Below are 15565 nucleotides of genomic sequence, written 5' to 3'. Positions count from 1 at the left end.
CCGGCAAAAGATTAGAACAACTCGTGCGTCTCACCATTATCAATAATGGTTGTCCCCACCTCATGTACCGCCTGTTGCGTTGGCTGAGTACCTTCAATGAAATACTCTGTACGGCTGTTACCGCCGTTTGCCAGTTGGCCGGTGCTACGATCGATATTGACGGTAACGATACCCGGTGGTGGTGTCAGCGGCTGCTCAGGAACACCTTCTAATACACTCTTCATGTAGGCATCCCATGCAGGCTGCGCACTCTTGGCACCGCCTTCGTAGCCGGAGATTTGGTCTTTGATCGCGCCGGATGCCGTCGTATGTCCGAGATCGCGGCGATGATCATCAAAGCCGATCCATACCGAGGTCACCACCCCTGGGCCGTAGCCGGAGAACCATGCATCTTTCGAGCTGTTGGTTGTCCCGGTTTTCCCGCCGATGTCATGGCGCTGTAAATCGCGTCCTGCACGCCAGCCGGTTCCCATCCAGCCTGGTTCACCAAAGATATTGGTGTTCAACGCGCTCTTGATCAGGAAGGCCAGCGGCGTGTTGATGACGTGCGGTGCGTATTCTTGCGTGCCGCTTTGTGCGACCAGCGCCTGGTTAGCTTGCTCAAGCTGTGGCATTGGCACGGCGGCGTTTTGTTGTTCCTGAGATACCGCTACATCTTCAACGTTACTGTTTTCCAGCACGTTAGACTTCTGCGTATCGCCGTAAATTACCGGGATATCACATTCCGGGCAGGCAATTTTTGGCTTCGCCTCAAAGATAACGCCACCCATATCGCTTTCAATCTTACTGATGAAATACGGGTCGACCAGGAACCCGCCGTTTGCCATTACCGCGTAACCGCGAGCAACCTGCAGCGGAGTGAACGAGGCTGAGCCCAGCGCCAGTGATTCAGTATGCACAATATTCTGTGCCGGAAAGCCGAAACGCTGCAGATACTCTGCCGCGTAATCCACACCCATTGCGCGCATGGCACGAACCATCACCACGTTTTTCGACTGGCCGAGCCCCTGACGTAAGCGGATAGGGCCAGCATATTGCGGCGGTGAGTTTTTTGGCTGCCAGTCAGAACCTGCACCGGCATCCCAACGGGAAATCGGTACGTCATTCAGCATACTTGCCAGCGTCAGGCCTTTATCCATCGCGGCGGTATACAGGAAAGGTTTGATGTTAGAACCCACCTGGCGTAACGCCTGGGTGGCACGGTTAAACTTGCTCTGGTTGAAATCAAAACCCCCCACCAGTGCCAGCACTGCGCCGTTTTGCGGGTTAATCGAAACCAGTGCGGAGTTAACGTCCGGCACTTGCGCCAGCCACCAGGCATCTCCCACCTGGCGTACCCAGATTTGCTGGCCAGTCTGTACTACGTCGGTCACTTTACGCGGTGTTGGGCCTTGTTGAGTATCCGAACGATAAGAACGCGCCCAGCGCATACCTTCCATACGTAATGACACCGATGTTCCATCCGCCAACGCAGCGGTCGCTTCCTGTGGGTTGGCGCTGGTGACAACCGCGGGCAGCAGCGGGCCGTAGGTCGGTAGCGCTTTTAGCGTATCGGTGATTTTTTTGCTGTCCCAACTGCTTTCGCCCACTTTCCACAGCACGTTCGACGGGCCGCGGTAGCCGTGGCGCATGTCGTAATCCATCACGTTGTTACGTACTGCCTGCTGAGCCGCCTGCTGTACTTTGCGCGTAATGGTGGTGGTGATGCGATACCCGTCTTCATAGGCTTTCTCACCATAACGGTTATACATCTCCTGGCGCACCATCTCAGACAGATACGGTGCAGAGAAAGCGATTTCCGGCGCGTGATAGTTGGCATCGATCGCTTCACTACGTGCCTGATCGTATTGGGCCTGGGTGATGTAGTTTTCGCTCAACATACGCGACAGTACAACGTTACGGCGCGCAGTTGCCCGGTCCATCGAATAGAGCGGGTTGAATGTTGACGGCGCTTTTGGCAGACCGGCGATCACCGCGATTTCACTTAAGCTGAGTTGATCAACTGTCTTGCCGAAATAGACCTGCGCGGCAGCACCCACGCCATAGGCGCGATACCCCAGATAGATCTTGTTCAGATAAAGCTCGAGGATCTCGTCTTTACTCAGCAATTGCTCAATACGGATAGCCAGGAACACTTCTTTGATCTTACGCATCAGCGTACGTTCCGGACTCAGGAAGAAGTTTCTCGCCAACTGTTGGGTAATGGTACTGGCCCCTTGTGAGGCGTGGCCGGAGAACAACGCGACGCTGGCCGCACGGAAGATCCCCACCGGGTCCACCCCGTGGTGCTCATAGAAGCGGCTGTCTTCTGTGGCGATAAAGGCTTTAACCATTACCGGCGGCATTTGATCCAGCGTAACCGGAATTCGACGTTTCTCGCCATATTGCGCGATGAGTTCGCCGTCAGCACTGTAAACCTGCATTGGGATCTGCAGACGCACATCTTTTAGCGTCGCGACGTCAGGTAATTGTGGCTCGATATAGCGATAGAGGCCATAGATCGAGCCTGCTCCCAGCAGGATGCAACATACTGCAAGGATTAATAAATACTTTACGAACTTCACTGGAGATTTCCCATTTAGTGGCATTTGGGCAGTTTATAAACAAACGCGCGGTAGTATAAAGGCAAGCCAGACGCATTGATATACCCGTTGAAGGAACGGGTGATAAGGAGATCATCAGCAATGGCTTTTCGTATATGGAAAATTGGTCTGCATATTCAGCAACATGATGCGCTGGCTGTCGCTATCGTTCGTGACGCATCCGGTTGGGTCCTACAACGCTGGTGGCGTATGCCGCTGGCACATCAGGTTGTCGTCGATGGGCACATTCGTGAGCCGGAACAGCTTACTGCGGTGCTCCTGCCGTGGAGCCGTGAACTACCGCACAGGCACCATATTCACCTTTCTTTTCCTGCCAACAGGACGTTACAAAAAAAGTTACCCCGTCCAGCAATGACCCTACGCGAACCAGAGCAAACGGCATGGTTGTCTGGGGCAATGGCTCGCGAACTGGATATGGAGCCGGATGCGCTGCAGTTTGATTATAGCGAAGACACGCTAAGCCCGGCGTTTAACGTGACGGCGGCACAAAGCAAAGAAATATCGGCACTCCTGACACTGATGCATCCCCTGAAAGTACAGGTTACGGCCATTACGCCGGATGCCAGCGCCTTGCAGCGATTAATTCCTTATTTACCCGTGCATCAATCGTGTCTGGCATGGCGTGACGATACCCAATGGCTCTGGGCGAGCCGCACGGCATGGGGACGTAAATCGACGGGGGAAATTGACGATATTGACGCGCTTGCCGCGGCATTATCTCTTTGCCCTGTGGATATTGCGCTATGTGACGCTGGTGGCTTTGATCCCTTTAATGCGGTGTCCGTCCGCCAGCCACCGATTCCAACGGAAAGCCACAACTTTGCTGTTGCGCTTGGGCTGGCGATGGGAGGTGTGTACTGATGACGGCGAACATCAATCTTTTGCCCTGGCGTCAGTCGCGGCGGTATGCCCGTCTGCAATGGTGGGGAGCATTATTGAGTGGATCTTTACTGGTTATTGTGGGTATCGCGTTGGGTTATTACGCGCTTTCTCGCGTAGATAATCGGGTCGATTTACTGCTGGCTGATGCCGAAAAAATGCGGGCTGAAACCCTGATAGCGCTCAAGCCGCGCCTGCAACAGCGTCAACAACAATGGCAGCAGGCGCAACAAAGAGAAAAACGGCGTGAACAGATGCGAAGCTGGCAGTCTGTTTTACAAGGGGTGGCCGAGTTGCTGCCAGAACAGGCGTGGTTAACAGGAATGACCTGGCAGCAGGATACGCTGGAGCTGACAGGGCTGACGCTGAACGTTGCTGCGCTTCATAGACTGGAGACGCAATTACGTAAACACCCTGGGTTTCAGTTGGGAAGCTCAGGGGAAACGCGACAAGATGCGCAGGGACACTGGCAGTTTCACTATCGTCTGATACGGAGTGTTATGCATGCAGGCGCTTTGTGATGGCTGGTTAGCGCAGACGCCGCGGTTTCGACTTTTGTGCTGGGGCGGCTGGATGTTGGTTCTGATCGCGGCTGCGCTGTTGTGCCTTTATCCTGTAGAGCAACAACGGAAAGCGCAGCAGGCAGCATTAGTCCGTCAACGCGTGGCGATTCAAGATCAATGGCGCAATCTGTATCTGCTGGCGTCATCGGTTGAACAACCCTTTTCTCCCTCTGAAGCGAGGCCGGTTCCTTTTTCCCCATTGGTATATCAAAGCTCTCTTACACGTCTGATCCACTGGCAGCCCTCCGTACGGGGAGGCGAACTGGCGCTGAAAACTGCGTGGGATGCAGTCCCACACGTGTTTGCCCTACTGGCGGAACAGGGAATGAGTACGAGTCAGTTTTCTCTTAGTGCAGAAGATGCTGATGTGTTGTTGACGATACACCTGGAGCGTCTGAATGATGACTAAGCGCTGGCTGTTCGCGTGTTTTAGCGTGCTGTTGTTGACCGGCATGCGCAATCCCTTTCAGCCGCCAGAGGATCTCTGCCGGATGGCTGAGTTGTCGGGATGGCGTTATCAGGGGGCGGTGATCCAGGGAGGGCGCTCAATTGGTTTTATGCAGGATGGTCAACACAAATGGCGGAGGGTCGAGCAGCGAGATGTTCTGAATGGCATCTGGAGGGTATCTCAGGTGACAGCCCAAAGCGTAACTATCGACACAGGGAATGATTGTGAGCCATCACGGTGGCAGTGGCAACGACAAGGAGAGGCGAATGAAGCGGTGGATAGTCATCGTGCTGATGACCGTAATACCCAGCGTGCTGGCTGGGAAAGCACAAAACGTGACGCTGGTGGTTGATGATGTGCCCGTTGTACAGGTGCTGCAGGCGCTGGCGGTGCAGGAGAAGAAAAATCTGGTGGTGTCACCGGATGTTAGCGGTGTGCTGTCATTGCATCTGACGAATGTGCCCTGGAAACAGGCATTGCAGACAGTTGTGAAAAGCGCCGGGCTGGTATTACGCCAGGAGGGTAATATTCTGCATGTGCATTCTGTTCAATGGCAGAGTGAAAATGCGGCCCGCCAGGAAAACGAGCAGGCACGGATTCAGGCCAGCTTGCCGCTGGAACATCGCAGCATCATTTTGCACTATGCCGATGCATCCGAGTTGGCCAAAGCCGGTGAAAAACTGCTGAGTACTAAAGGAAGTATAACGGTCGATAAACGTACCAACCGCATACTGCTGCGAGATAATTCTGTTGCGCTAAACACACTGGAACAGTGGGTGGCGCAAATGGACTTGCCCGTTGAACAGGTCGAGCTGGCGGCGCATATCGTCACGATTAATGAAAAAAGTTTGCGTGAGCTGGGGGTTAAGTGGTCGCTGGCAGATGCACAATTGCCAGGGGCGGTGGGGAATGTCACCACGCTTGCCAGCGACCTTTCTGTGTCTACTGCAACATCGCGGGTGGGATTTAATATTGGCCGCATTAATGGTCGTTTGCTGGAGCTTGAGTTGTCCGCATTGGAGCAAAAACAGCAGCTCGACATCATTGCCAGTCCTCGATTACTGGCTTCTCATCTGCAACCTGCCAGTATTAAGCAGGGCAGTGAAATCCCGTATCAGGTCTCCAGCGGTGAAAGCGGCGCGACTTCCGTCGAATTTAAGGAAGCGGTGCTGGGGATGGAGGTAACGCCGACCGTGCTGCAGAAAGGGCGGATCAGACTGAAACTGCATATTAGCCAGAATGTCCCCGGGCAGGTGCTACAGCAAGCGGATGGCGAAGTGCTGGCCATCGATAAGCAGGAAATTGAAACCCTGGTGGAGGTTAAGAGCGGCGAAACGATCGCGTTGGGCGGGATTTTTTCACATAAGAATAAATCCGCAGCCGACAGCGTGCCGCTATTAGGCGACATTCCCTGGCTTGGCTCTCTTTTTCGCCATGATGGTAAAGAAGATGAACGGCGCGAATTAGTGGTTTTTATAACGCCCAGACTGGTTTCAACGGAATAACTTATGCATGAAAAGCCGTTGTTTTTGCACTGAACACGTTTCAGGGATTTGACGTGAGGGTGTATTTAGCATACAAGGAGTACCGATTTGAGCGTCGGTACTTTTCTTTACTTATGCGGCAGTGAATACGCTTTGCCTTTCCGGTGGTGTGCCATAGGCTTATTGGGTGTCATTTGGCTGCGCGATACGTCATCAGGTCAGATGTTTGCAGGGTAGCATGCCTGCCACGACCAGAAATGCGTAAGGTTTGGTGATTTATTCAGTTGCCAAACCCGCTTGAGTATTGAGATAATTTTCAGTCTGACTCTCGCAATATCTTATGAGGTTTCAGTTCATGTCCTGCTGCGCTGGGTGTCTGCGAAGCGGGTTTACCATTAACGAATAGTCTTAGTAGTACCGAAAAAATGGCAGAGAAACGCAATATCTTTCTGGTTGGGCCTATGGGTGCCGGAAAAAGCACTATTGGGCGCCAGTTAGCTCAACAACTCAATATGGAATTTTACGATTCTGATCAAGAGATTGAGAAACGAACCGGAGCTGATGTGGGCTGGGTCTTCGATGTAGAAGGTGAAGACGGCTTCCGTGATCGCGAAGAAAAAGTCATCAACGAGTTGACGGAAAAACAGGGTATTGTGCTGGCAACTGGCGGTGGCTCTGTAAAATCACGTGAAACACGTAACCGTCTTTCCGCGCGTGGCGTCGTGGTCTATCTTGAAACGACAATTGAAAAACAGCTTGCACGTACTCAACGTGACAAGAAACGCCCGCTGCTGCAGGTAGAATCGCCGCCGCGTGAAGTTCTGGAAGCCTTGGCCGACGAACGCAACCCTCTGTATGAAGAGATTGCCGACGTGACCATTCGCACCGACGATCAGAGCGCGAAAGTCGTAGCAAACCAGATTATTCATATGCTGGAAAGCAACTAATTCTGGCTGAATACACACTCGTCTGCGGGTACAAGTAACTAAGGTGGATGTCGCGTAATGGAGAGGATTACAGTCACTCTCGGGGAACGTAGTTACCCTATCACCATTGCGGCTGGTTTGTTTGATGAGCCAGCTTCATTCTTACCGCTGAAATCGGGCGATCAGGTTATGTTGGTGACCAACGAAACCCTGGCTCCCCTTTATCTCGATAAGGTTCGCGGCGTACTTGAACAGGCGGGTGTTAACGTTGATAGCGTTATCCTTCCCGATGGCGAGCAGTATAAAAGCCTGGCGGTGCTGGATACGGTCTTCACTGCGTTACTGCAAAAACCGCATGGTCGCGATACCACGCTGGTCGCACTTGGCGGCGGCGTGATTGGCGATCTTACCGGTTTTGCAGCAGCCAGCTATCAGCGTGGTGTTCGTTTTATTCAAGTCCCGACAACGCTGTTGTCGCAGGTTGACTCCTCCGTAGGCGGTAAAACCGCCGTAAACCATCCCCTCGGTAAAAACATGATTGGCGCGTTTTACCAACCTGCTTCCGTGGTGGTGGATCTCGACTGTCTGAAAACGCTTCCTGCGCGTGAATTGGCATCGGGCCTGGCGGAAGTGATCAAATACGGCATCATCCTTGACGGTGAATTTTTTAGCTGGCTGGAAGACAATCTGGATGCGTTGTTGCGTCTGGATGGTCCGGCAATGGCGTACTGTATTCGCCGTTGTTGTGAGCTGAAAGCAGAAGTTGTCGCAGCGGACGAGCGCGAAATGGGCTTACGTGCTTTACTGAATCTGGGACACACGTTTGGCCATGCTATCGAAGCTGAAATGGGTTATGGCAATTGGTTACATGGTGAAGCCGTCGCAGCAGGTATGGTAATGGCTGCCCGCACGTCAGAACGTTTGGGCCAGTTTACCTCCGCTGAAACGCAGCGCATTATTACGCTGTTGCAGCGCGCAGGTTTACCGGTGAATGGGCCGCGTGAAATGTCTACACAGGCTTATTTGCCGCACATGCTGCGAGATAAAAAAGTGTTGGCGGGAGAGATTCGTTTAGTGCTTCCGCAGGCGATAGGGAAGAGTGAAGTGCGCGGCGGAGTGTCGCACGAGGTGGTTCTTAACGCGATTGCTGATTGCCAGCAGGCGTAACAACAAGAAAGGTCAGGCTTGCGTTGTAAAGCGTAAGTCTTTTAGCTTCAGGTTATGTGCAAAGTCGTAAGCATTAACCTTTGAGTGGGGTGTTAAATGGATGAATTCAAACCAGAAGACGAGCTGAAACCCGATCCCAGCGATCGTCGTACTGGTCGTTCTCGTCAATCGTCTGAACGCGATAATGAGCCGCAAATCAATTTTGATGATGTTGATCTGGATGCCGACGATCGCCGTCCTGCGCGGGCACGTAAAGAGCGTGATGAAGAGCAGGACATTGAAGAAGACTATGAATCTGATGACGATGTTGTGGATGAAGAACGTGTAGAACGTCGCCCACGCAAGCGTAAAAAAGCGGTCAGTAAACCAGCCTCCCGTCAGTACATTATGATGGGTGTGGGTGTTCTGGTACTTCTGCTGCTGATTGTCGGTATCGGTTCTGCGCTGAAGGCCCCCTCATCTTCCTCTTCCAGTGAGCAGGCTGCGTCTGGTGAGAAGAGCATCGATCTTTCTGGCAGCAATGCGACGGATCAGGCGAACACCACAATGCCTGCGACGGGTGCTGAGCAGACCGCTGGCAATACGCAGCAGGATGTTTCTCTGCCGCCGATTTCCTCTACCCCGACTCAAGGCCAGGCACCTGCCACAGCGGAAGGTCAGCAGCGCGTCGAAGTTCAGGGCGATCTGAACAATGCACTGACGCAGCCGCAAGGTCAGGCACAGGTTAACAACGTCGTAGTCAACTCTACGCTGCCAACTGAACCTGCTACCGTAGCACCAGTTCGCAATGGCAATGCAGGGCGTCAGACTGCGAAGACTGAGCCAGCAGAACGTACTGCAGTTGCACATCAGGAACGCAAACAGGCTGTTATTGAGCCGAAGAGCAAGCCGCAGACCACGGTAAAAGCGACGCCGACAGAGCCAAAACCTGTTGCTCAGGCTAAACCAACCGCAACTGCGCCGACGACCACAACCAAAGCGCCGGTGGTAGCTGCTACGCCGAAAGCGACTGTTGAGCCGAAAGCAACCGCGACGACGCCAGCCCAGACTGCAACACCTGCACCAACGACAGCAACACCGGTTGCGGGTGGTGCGAAAAGTGCAGGGAACGTTGGCGCGTTAAAATCAGCGCCATCCAGTCACTACACGCTGCAGCTCAGCAGTTCCTCTAACTACGACAACCTGAATGGTTGGGCGAAGAAAGAGAACCTGAAGAACTACGTGGTGTACCAGACGACGCGTAACGGTCAACCGTGGTATGTTCTGGTGACGGGCGTGTATGCGTCTAAAGAAGATGCAAAACGTGCAGTGTCTACGTTACCCGCCGACATTCAGGCGAAAAACCCGTGGGCAAAACCGCTGCACCAGGTTCAGGCCGATTTGAAGTAAGATAGGATATGTTCTGCAATGGTTTGCTGTTTCGCCCAATTGCGGGACAAAGACTAAAGCGCAGGATGCTGTCGGAGCTTTCTCCACAGCCGGAGAAGGTGTAATTAGTTAGTCAGCATGAAAAAAAATCGCGCTTTTTTGAAATGGGCAGGGGGGAAATATCCCCTGCTTGATGACATCAAACGGCATTTACCTCAGGGTGAATGCCTGATTGAACCCTTCGTGGGTGCCGGGTCGGTGTTTCTCAACACCGACTTTTCTCGTTATATTCTTGCCGATATCAACAGCGACCTTATCAGTCTCTATAACATCGTGAAGACGCGTACCGATGAGTATGTGCAGGCTTCACGTGAGCTGTTTATGCCTGAAACGAATCAGGCTGAGGTGTACTACCAGTTCCGGGAAGAATTTAATGCCTGCCAGGACCCGTTCCGACGTGCAGTGCTGTTCTTATATCTCAACCGTTTTGGCTATAACGGGTTATGCCGTTATAACCTGCGTGGTGAGTTTAACGTCCCCTTTGGTCGTTATAAAAAACCTTACTTCCCGGAAGCCGAGTTGTACCATTTTGCTGAAAAAGCGCAAAATGCAGAGTTCCATTGCCTCTCCTATGAAGAGTGCATGGATCGCGCGGATAGCAACTCTGTGGTCTATTGTGACCCGCCATATGCACCGCTCTCGGCGACGGCAAATTTCACCGCGTATCATACCAACAGCTTTAGCCCGAAAGAGCAGGCGCATCTGGCCGAGATGGCAGAAAAGCTGGTCAGTAAGCAGATCCCGGTGTTAATTTCGAATCATGACACGCCGGATACCCGCGAATGGTATCGAGCGGCGAAACATTTTCAGGTCAAAGTGCGGCGCAGTATAAGCAGCAACGGCGGCACACGTAAAAAGGTGAACGAACTGCTGGCACTATACAAACCAGGAGTCGCAACGCCTGCGAAAAAATAATTCTCAAGGAGAAGCGGATGAAACAGTATTTGATTGCCCCCTCAATTCTGTCGGCTGATTTTGCCCGCCTGGGTGAGGACACCGCGAAAGCGCTGACCGCGGGTGCTGATGTCGTTCACTTCGACGTCATGGACAACCACTACGTGCCGAACCTGACCATCGGCCCGATGGTACTGAAATCGCTGCGTAAATATGGCATCACCGCTCCGATTGATGTTCATCTGATGGTGAAGCCCGTTGATCGTATTGTCCCGGACTTCGCCGCCGCTGGCGCCAGCATCATTACTTTTCACCCGGAAGCCTCCGAACACGTCGATCGCACTTTACAGCTGATCAAAGAGCATGGCTGTAAAGCGGGCCTGGTGTTCAACCCGGCAACACCGCTGAGTTATCTGGACTACGTCATGGATAAGCTCGACGTGATCCTGCTGATGTCCGTTAACCCAGGCTTTGGTGGACAGTCCTTTATCCCGCAAACGCTGGATAAGCTGCGCGAAGTGCGCCGTCGCATTGATGAATCTGGCTATGACATCCGTCTGGAAGTGGACGGCGGCGTTAAGGTGAACAACATTGGTGAAATCGCGGCTGCCGGTGCGGATATGTTTGTCGCAGGCTCTGCTATTTTCGACCAACCAGACTACAAAAAAGTTATTGATGAAATGCGCAATGAACTGGCGAAGGTAAGTCATGGATAAGTTTCAGGATATTCGGGGCGCTGCGTTTGACCTCGACGGCACGCTGGTCGACAGTGCGCCGGGATTAGCCGCAGCGGTGGATATGGCGCTGTATGCGCTGGAACTGCCGGTAGCCGGTGAAGAACGCGTTATCACCTGGATTGGCAATGGCGCAGACGTACTGATGGAGCGCGCGCTGGCGTGGTCTCGTCAGGAGCGCGCGACATTACGTAAAACGATGGGTAAACCGCCCGTTGATGATGATATTCCCGCTGAGGAACAGGTACGTATTTTGCGTAAGCTGTTCGACAGATACTACGGTGATGTCGCAGAAGAGGGGACATTCCTGTTCCCTGATGTTGCCGACACGCTGGGCGCGCTGCATGCGAAAGGATTGCCGCTGGGTCTGGTGACCAACAAACCGACCCCGTTTGTCGCGCCATTACTCGAAGCATTAGATATCGCCAAATACTTTAGCGTGGTCATCGGTGGTGACGACGTGCAGAATAAAAAACCGCATCCGGATCCGCTGCTGCTGGTGGCAAGCAAGCTTGGCATCAAGCCTGAGCAAATGCTCTTCGTAGGGGATTCACGCAATGATATTCAGGCGGCAAAAGCTGCTGGCTGCCCGTCCGTTGGCCTGACCTATGGCTACAACTACGGTGAGTCGATCGCGCTGAGCCAGCCCGACGTTATTTACGACCGTATTAATGAACTACTGCCCGCTCTCGGGCTTCCGCATAGCGAAAATCAGGAATCAAAAAATGACTAAGCCCATCGTTTTTAGTGGCGCACAGCCCTCAGGTGAATTGACCATTGGCAACTATATGGGTGCGCTGCGTCAGTGGGTGAGCATGCAGGATGACTACCATTGCATCTACTGCATCGTTGACCAACATGCTATCACTGTTCGTCAGGACGCTCAGCAGTTGCGTAAAGCAACGCTGGATACGCTGGCGCTGTACCTGGCATGCGGTATCGATCCTGAAAAAAGCACCATTTTCGTCCAGTCTCATGTGCCGGAACACGCACAGTTAGGTTGGGCGCTGAACTGCTACACCTATTTCGGCGAGCTGAGCCGTATGACCCAGTTCAAAGATAAATCCGCACGCTATGCGGAGAACATCAACGCCGGGCTGTTTGATTACCCGGTGCTGATGGCGGCGGATATTCTGTTGTATCAGACCAACCAGGTACCGGTTGGTGAAGATCAGAAACAGCATCTGGAACTGAGCCGTGATATCGCTCAACGTTTTAACGCCCTGTACGGCGATATCTTTAAAGTGCCTGAGCCGTTTATTCCGAAATCCGGTGCGCGCGTCATGTCGCTGCTGGAACCGACGAAGAAAATGTCCAAGTCGGATGACAACCGCAATAACGTGATCGGCTTGCTGGAAGATCCGAAATCAGTGGTTAAGAAAATCAAACGCGCGATGACCGACTCGGAAGAGCCGCCGGTTGTGCGCTACGACGTGCAGAATAAAGCGGGTGTTTCCAACCTGCTGGATATCCTCTCTGCCGTTACTGGCCAGAGCATTCCTGAGCTGGAACAGCACTTTGAAGGCAAAATGTATGGTCATCTGAAAGGTGAAGTCGCAGAGGCCGTTTCCGGTATGCTGACCGAGCTTCAGGAGCGCTATCACCGTTTCCGTAACGATGAAGCCTTCCTGCAGAAAGTGATGAAGGAGGGCGCGGAAAAAGCCAGCGCGCGTGCCTCTGTTACGCTGAAAGCCGTGTATGAGGCTATTGGCTTTGTTGCCAAGCCGTAATACTTTCTGCATTGCTGAAAAAACCGGGAATTTCCCGGTTTTTTTGTATCTGCGCAAAGAGATTTATTGATTATTCAGCCACTGCGCCGCAACCGCCAATCATTTTAGAAATTGAAATTGCCGGGTGCAGCAGGTAATCATACGAGCAGGTTTTATTACGGTTTTCAATATGACCCGTACAAGCGGTCAACGTCGTCAGAATCCCTGCCACAAGGGCAATTTTTGCAATCTTAAGCATAACGAAATCCTTGTAGATATAACTATTTATATATATGAAAAAAATGGAAAAAATCCATTTTCCGCCGGTGAAAATATCAAGTAATGGAACAAGGAGGTAGTCCAGATAAGGACTACTCAAAGACAAGGAAATATGCTTTGAAAAACAGGTGAGAAATAAAAACGGCAGTCAGGAAAGAGATTCCAGGACTGCCGTTTGTGTTAATTAGCGGAACGATTTCAGAACGGTATACCGTTGGTTATTTCGCTGATGTGAATCAATGGTTCGAGAACCAGTTCAGCTTATCGCGTAATCCCACAACACGACCCACGATAATCAGCGCCGGGCTTTCAACCTGTTTTGCCAGTTCACCGAGCTGTGTCAGCACACCGCTGACGACGCGCTGTGTTACGGCAGTACCATTCTCGACCAGAGCAACCGGCATATCGGCTTGCATACCAAACTCGATGAGTTTTTCCTGAATCGTTGCCGCCTGATTCAGTCCCATATAGAACACCAACGTTTGTTTCTCTGCTGCCAGGTTCTCCCAGTCCAGCTCACCGCCAGTTTTCAGGTGTCCGGTAACCAGACGCACGCTCTGAGCGTAATCACGGTGGGTCAGTGGAATGCCGGAATAGGCAGAACAACCAGAGGCTGCGGTAATACCAGGCACTACAGAGAATGGAATACCGGCATGGCACAGCGTTTCCAGCTCTTCGCCACCACGGCCAAAGATGAACGGGTCGCCACCTTTCAGTCGCACCACGCGCTTGCCCTGTTGTGCTTCACGCAGCAGGATCTGATTGATCTCTTCCTGCGGTACGCAGTGATAGCCCGCACGTTTGCCGACGAACACCCGGTCTGCATCGCGGCGTACAAGGTTCATGATGTCGTCGGAAACCAGGCGGTCATAGACCACGACATCCGCTTGCTGGATCTGCTGTAGCCCTTTCAGCGTCAGCAGGCCGGCATCGCCAGGACCGGCGCCAACCAGCACCACTTCACCACGATGGTCCAGAGGTTCACTGAGCAACTGCTCGGTGGTTTCCTCGATGGCTTTCAGGTCATTGTTCGCCAGCGACTGCGCCAGGCGGTCATTCACGAACAATTTTTCCCAGAAGCGGCGACGTTCACCCATGCTGGCAAACTGTTGCTTCACCCGGGAGCGCAACTTGCCGGCATATTGTGCGACCTGGCCCAAATGCTGAGGCAGTACGGATTCAAGCCTTTCACGCAGCAGACGGGCAAGCACCGGCGATGTCCCGCCGGAGGAGACCGCCACCATCAGCGGCGAGCGGTCGATAATGGAGGGCATGATAAAACTTGCTGCTTTTGGCGCGTCGACCACGTTGCAGAAGATACGGCGTGACTCCGCGGCGGTGCTGACGCTTTGGTTGACGGCATCGTCATCGGTGGCGGCAATAGCCAGCCAGCAGGTGTCGAGCAGGGACTCATCGAACGGTCCCTCAACCAGCGTCAGCATGCCTTCATCTGCCCATACTTTGAACTGCGGAATAAACGCCAGTGCATTAACCGTTAAACGGGCGCCAGCTTCCAGCAGTAACCGCGCTTTGCGTTCTGCGACATCACCACCGCCGACGATCAAGCAGTCGCGGTCACGTAGTTGACAAAATATAGGCAAATGGTCCACGACATTACCCCTTAATTAATTATTGGCAGCAGCCTCTGGCTGGTTGATTTTTGCCGGAGCCGGACGCTCCGATTTTGGCGTAGCATACCAATAACCTAATCCCATGAATACGACACCGGACAAAGTATTACCGAGTGTCACCCACAGCAGGTTATGACCAATTCCTGACAGGGTATAAGCTTCGCTGTGATGACCGAACCAGGAGAGGGCAAACAGCGTCATGTTGGCCACCGAGTGCTCGTAGCCTGAAGCGATAAACGCCAGCAGACACCACCAGATAGCGAGGAATTTTGCCGCGCCTTCGGTACGGATTGCCATCCATATTGCCAGACAAACCAACCAGTTACACAGTGCACCTTTAAAGAACAGCACCGTTGCAGGCGCGGTGGTTTTCGCCAGCGCGACCGAATGGACGATGCTGGTATCGACCGGCAGCAGACTGCCGCCTCCCCAGTTATAAAGCAGGGCGACAAACACGGATCCGACCAGATTTCCCAGCCAGGTTTGCGGCAGGATAGCCCACATTTGGCCGTGGCTGATGGTGCCCGCTTTGACGCCAAGCGTCAGGAACATGGTGTGACCGGTAAACAGTTCTGAACCGGCAATAATAACCAGCGTTAAGGCGATACCAAAGGTTGCACCCATCACCAGCGGACGTACGGACGGGTCGAGCAGGTTACCGAGGGTAAAAATAAGGATGATGCCGAGGCCAACGTAGGCCCCTGCCATTGCCGAACTGACCCAGAACCCGAGCGGGTTATTTGCCGACAGGCGTGCGATGCGCGCAGCGTTAGCCGCACACTTATTGATAGTGTCTGTGAACATGTGTTGATTATCCTTG

Annotated in this window: 16 protein-coding genes; 12 read left to right on the top strand and 4 right to left on the bottom strand. The window is 53.0% G+C overall.

Going from position 1 to position 15565, the window contains the following annotated elements; all coding sequences use genetic code 11:
• Positions 1-11 precede the first annotated feature (11 nt).
• Positions 12-2564, bottom strand: coding sequence for a peptidoglycan glycosyltransferase/peptidoglycan DD-transpeptidase MrcA (gene mrcA, locus JTI85_RS20505; protein ID WP_219351948.1), 2553 nt, complete (start codon positions 2562-2564; stop codon positions 12-14).
• A 120-nt stretch (positions 2565-2684) separates the two neighbouring features.
• On the opposite strand from mrcA, the gene JTI85_RS20500 reads away from it, so the two are divergent.
• The 12 genes from JTI85_RS20500 to trpS all read left to right on the top strand — a co-directional run bounded on the left by JTI85_RS20500 (position 2685) and on the right by trpS (position 12856).
• Positions 2685-3464, top strand: coding sequence for a hypothetical protein (locus JTI85_RS20500; protein WP_048213549.1), 780 nt, complete (start codon positions 2685-2687; stop codon positions 3462-3464).
• Positions 3464-4003, top strand: a complete 540-nt coding sequence (locus tag JTI85_RS20495) for a PilN domain-containing protein (protein ID WP_101742609.1) — start codon at positions 3464-3466, stop codon at positions 4001-4003. Before JTI85_RS20500 ends, JTI85_RS20495 begins: the two co-directional genes overlap by 1 nt.
• Before the next feature lie 52 nt (positions 4004-4055).
• Complete coding sequence (locus JTI85_RS20490; RefSeq protein WP_249357133.1) at positions 4056-4454, top strand: hypothetical protein; 399 nt, start codon at positions 4056-4058, stop codon at positions 4452-4454.
• Positions 4444-4845, top strand: coding sequence for a HofP DNA utilization family protein (locus JTI85_RS20485; RefSeq protein ID WP_200037497.1), 402 nt, complete (start codon positions 4444-4446; stop codon positions 4843-4845). The genes JTI85_RS20490 and JTI85_RS20485 overlap by 11 nt, the downstream gene beginning before the upstream one ends.
• Complete coding sequence (gene hofQ, locus JTI85_RS20480; protein WP_219351947.1) at positions 4760-5998, top strand: DNA uptake porin HofQ; 1239 nt, start codon at positions 4760-4762, stop codon at positions 5996-5998. The genes JTI85_RS20485 and hofQ overlap by 86 nt, the downstream gene beginning before the upstream one ends.
• A 404-nt stretch (positions 5999-6402) precedes the next feature.
• A complete protein-coding gene (gene aroK, locus JTI85_RS20475; RefSeq protein WP_003023552.1) occupies positions 6403-6924 on the top strand; it encodes a shikimate kinase AroK in 522 nt (173 codons plus the stop codon).
• A gap of 57 nt (positions 6925-6981) precedes the next feature.
• Complete coding sequence (gene aroB, locus JTI85_RS20470; RefSeq protein ID WP_048213545.1) at positions 6982-8070, top strand: 3-dehydroquinate synthase; 1089 nt, start codon at positions 6982-6984, stop codon at positions 8068-8070.
• 96 nt (positions 8071-8166) lie between these two features.
• On the top strand, positions 8167-9459 hold the full coding sequence (gene damX / locus JTI85_RS20465; RefSeq protein WP_086523480.1) for a cell division protein DamX: 1293 nt from the start codon (positions 8167-8169) through the stop codon (positions 9457-9459).
• Between the two features lie 117 nt (positions 9460-9576).
• Positions 9577-10413, top strand: coding sequence for an adenine-specific DNA-methyltransferase (gene dam / locus JTI85_RS20460; RefSeq protein ID WP_048213543.1), 837 nt, complete (start codon positions 9577-9579; stop codon positions 10411-10413).
• Positions 10414-10430: 17 nt separating this feature from the next.
• Entirely contained in the window at positions 10431-11108 is a 678-nt protein-coding gene (gene rpe / locus JTI85_RS20455; protein ID WP_040231743.1) for a ribulose-phosphate 3-epimerase, read from the top strand.
• Positions 11101-11859: a phosphoglycolate phosphatase gene (gene gph / locus JTI85_RS20450; protein WP_003837920.1), complete on the top strand. Its 759-nt coding sequence runs from the start codon at positions 11101-11103 to the stop codon at positions 11857-11859. The genes rpe and gph overlap by 8 nt, the downstream gene beginning before the upstream one ends.
• Positions 11852-12856, top strand: a complete 1005-nt coding sequence (gene trpS, locus JTI85_RS20445) for a tryptophan--tRNA ligase (RefSeq protein ID WP_061068725.1) — start codon at positions 11852-11854, stop codon at positions 12854-12856. Before gph ends, trpS begins: the two co-directional genes overlap by 8 nt.
• A gap of 70 nt (positions 12857-12926) precedes the next feature.
• Here trpS and JTI85_RS20440 read toward each other — a convergent pair whose 3' ends face one another.
• The 3 genes from JTI85_RS20440 to nirC all read right to left on the bottom strand — a co-directional run bounded on the left by JTI85_RS20440 (position 12927) and on the right by nirC (position 15549).
• Positions 12927-13094: a YhfL family protein gene (locus JTI85_RS20440; protein WP_048213798.1), complete on the bottom strand. Its 168-nt coding sequence runs from the start codon at positions 13092-13094 to the stop codon at positions 12927-12929.
• Positions 13095-13350: 256 nt separating this feature from the next.
• Positions 13351-14724 carry a siroheme synthase CysG gene (gene cysG, locus JTI85_RS20435; RefSeq protein WP_115601370.1) on the bottom strand — a complete coding sequence of 458 codons (1374 nt, stop codon included), beginning with the start codon at positions 14722-14724 and terminating at the stop codon, positions 13351-13353.
• Positions 14725-14739: 15 nt separating this feature from the next.
• Positions 14740-15549, bottom strand: coding sequence for a nitrite transporter NirC (gene nirC, locus JTI85_RS20430; protein WP_219352602.1), 810 nt, complete (start codon positions 15547-15549; stop codon positions 14740-14742).
• Positions 15550-15565: the final 16 nt, after the last annotated feature.

This window comes from Citrobacter sp. Colony219, from assembly GCF_019382635.1.
GTDB classification, from domain to species: domain Bacteria; phylum Pseudomonadota; class Gammaproteobacteria; order Enterobacterales; family Enterobacteriaceae; genus Citrobacter; species Citrobacter youngae.
This window is presented reverse-complemented; position numbering and strand designations above follow the sequence as displayed.

What these genes read in the sequence shown, in the direction of transcription:
- damX (WP_086523480.1), top strand. Translation starts at nt 8,167, where the DNA reads ATGGATGAATTCAAACCAGAAGACGAGCTGAAACCCGATCCCAGCGAT.
- aroB (WP_048213545.1), top strand. Translation starts at nt 6,982, where the DNA reads ATGGAGAGGATTACAGTCACTCTCGGGGAACGTAGTTACCCTATCACC.
- gph (WP_003837920.1), top strand. Translation starts at nt 11,101, where the DNA reads ATGGATAAGTTTCAGGATATTCGGGGCGCTGCGTTTGACCTCGACGGC.
- JTI85_RS20440 (WP_048213798.1), bottom strand. Translation starts at nt 13,094, where the DNA reads ATGCTTAAGATTGCAAAAATTGCCCTTGTGGCAGGGATTCTGACGACG.
- nirC (WP_219352602.1), bottom strand. Translation starts at nt 15,549, where the DNA reads ATGTTCACAGACACTATCAATAAGTGTGCGGCTAACGCTGCGCGCATC.
- JTI85_RS20495 (WP_101742609.1), top strand. Translation starts at nt 3,464, where the DNA reads ATGACGGCGAACATCAATCTTTTGCCCTGGCGTCAGTCGCGGCGGTAT.
- dam (WP_048213543.1), top strand. Translation starts at nt 9,577, where the DNA reads ATGAAAAAAAATCGCGCTTTTTTGAAATGGGCAGGGGGGAAATATCCC.
- hofQ (WP_219351947.1), top strand. Translation starts at nt 4,760, where the DNA reads ATGAAGCGGTGGATAGTCATCGTGCTGATGACCGTAATACCCAGCGTG.
- JTI85_RS20500 (WP_048213549.1), top strand. Translation starts at nt 2,685, where the DNA reads ATGGCTTTTCGTATATGGAAAATTGGTCTGCATATTCAGCAACATGAT.
- JTI85_RS20490 (WP_249357133.1), top strand. Translation starts at nt 4,056, where the DNA reads ATGTTGGTTCTGATCGCGGCTGCGCTGTTGTGCCTTTATCCTGTAGAG.
- aroK (WP_003023552.1), top strand. Translation starts at nt 6,403, where the DNA reads ATGGCAGAGAAACGCAATATCTTTCTGGTTGGGCCTATGGGTGCCGGA.
- trpS (WP_061068725.1), top strand. Translation starts at nt 11,852, where the DNA reads ATGACTAAGCCCATCGTTTTTAGTGGCGCACAGCCCTCAGGTGAATTG.
- rpe (WP_040231743.1), top strand. Translation starts at nt 10,431, where the DNA reads ATGAAACAGTATTTGATTGCCCCCTCAATTCTGTCGGCTGATTTTGCC.
- JTI85_RS20485 (WP_200037497.1), top strand. Translation starts at nt 4,444, where the DNA reads ATGATGACTAAGCGCTGGCTGTTCGCGTGTTTTAGCGTGCTGTTGTTG.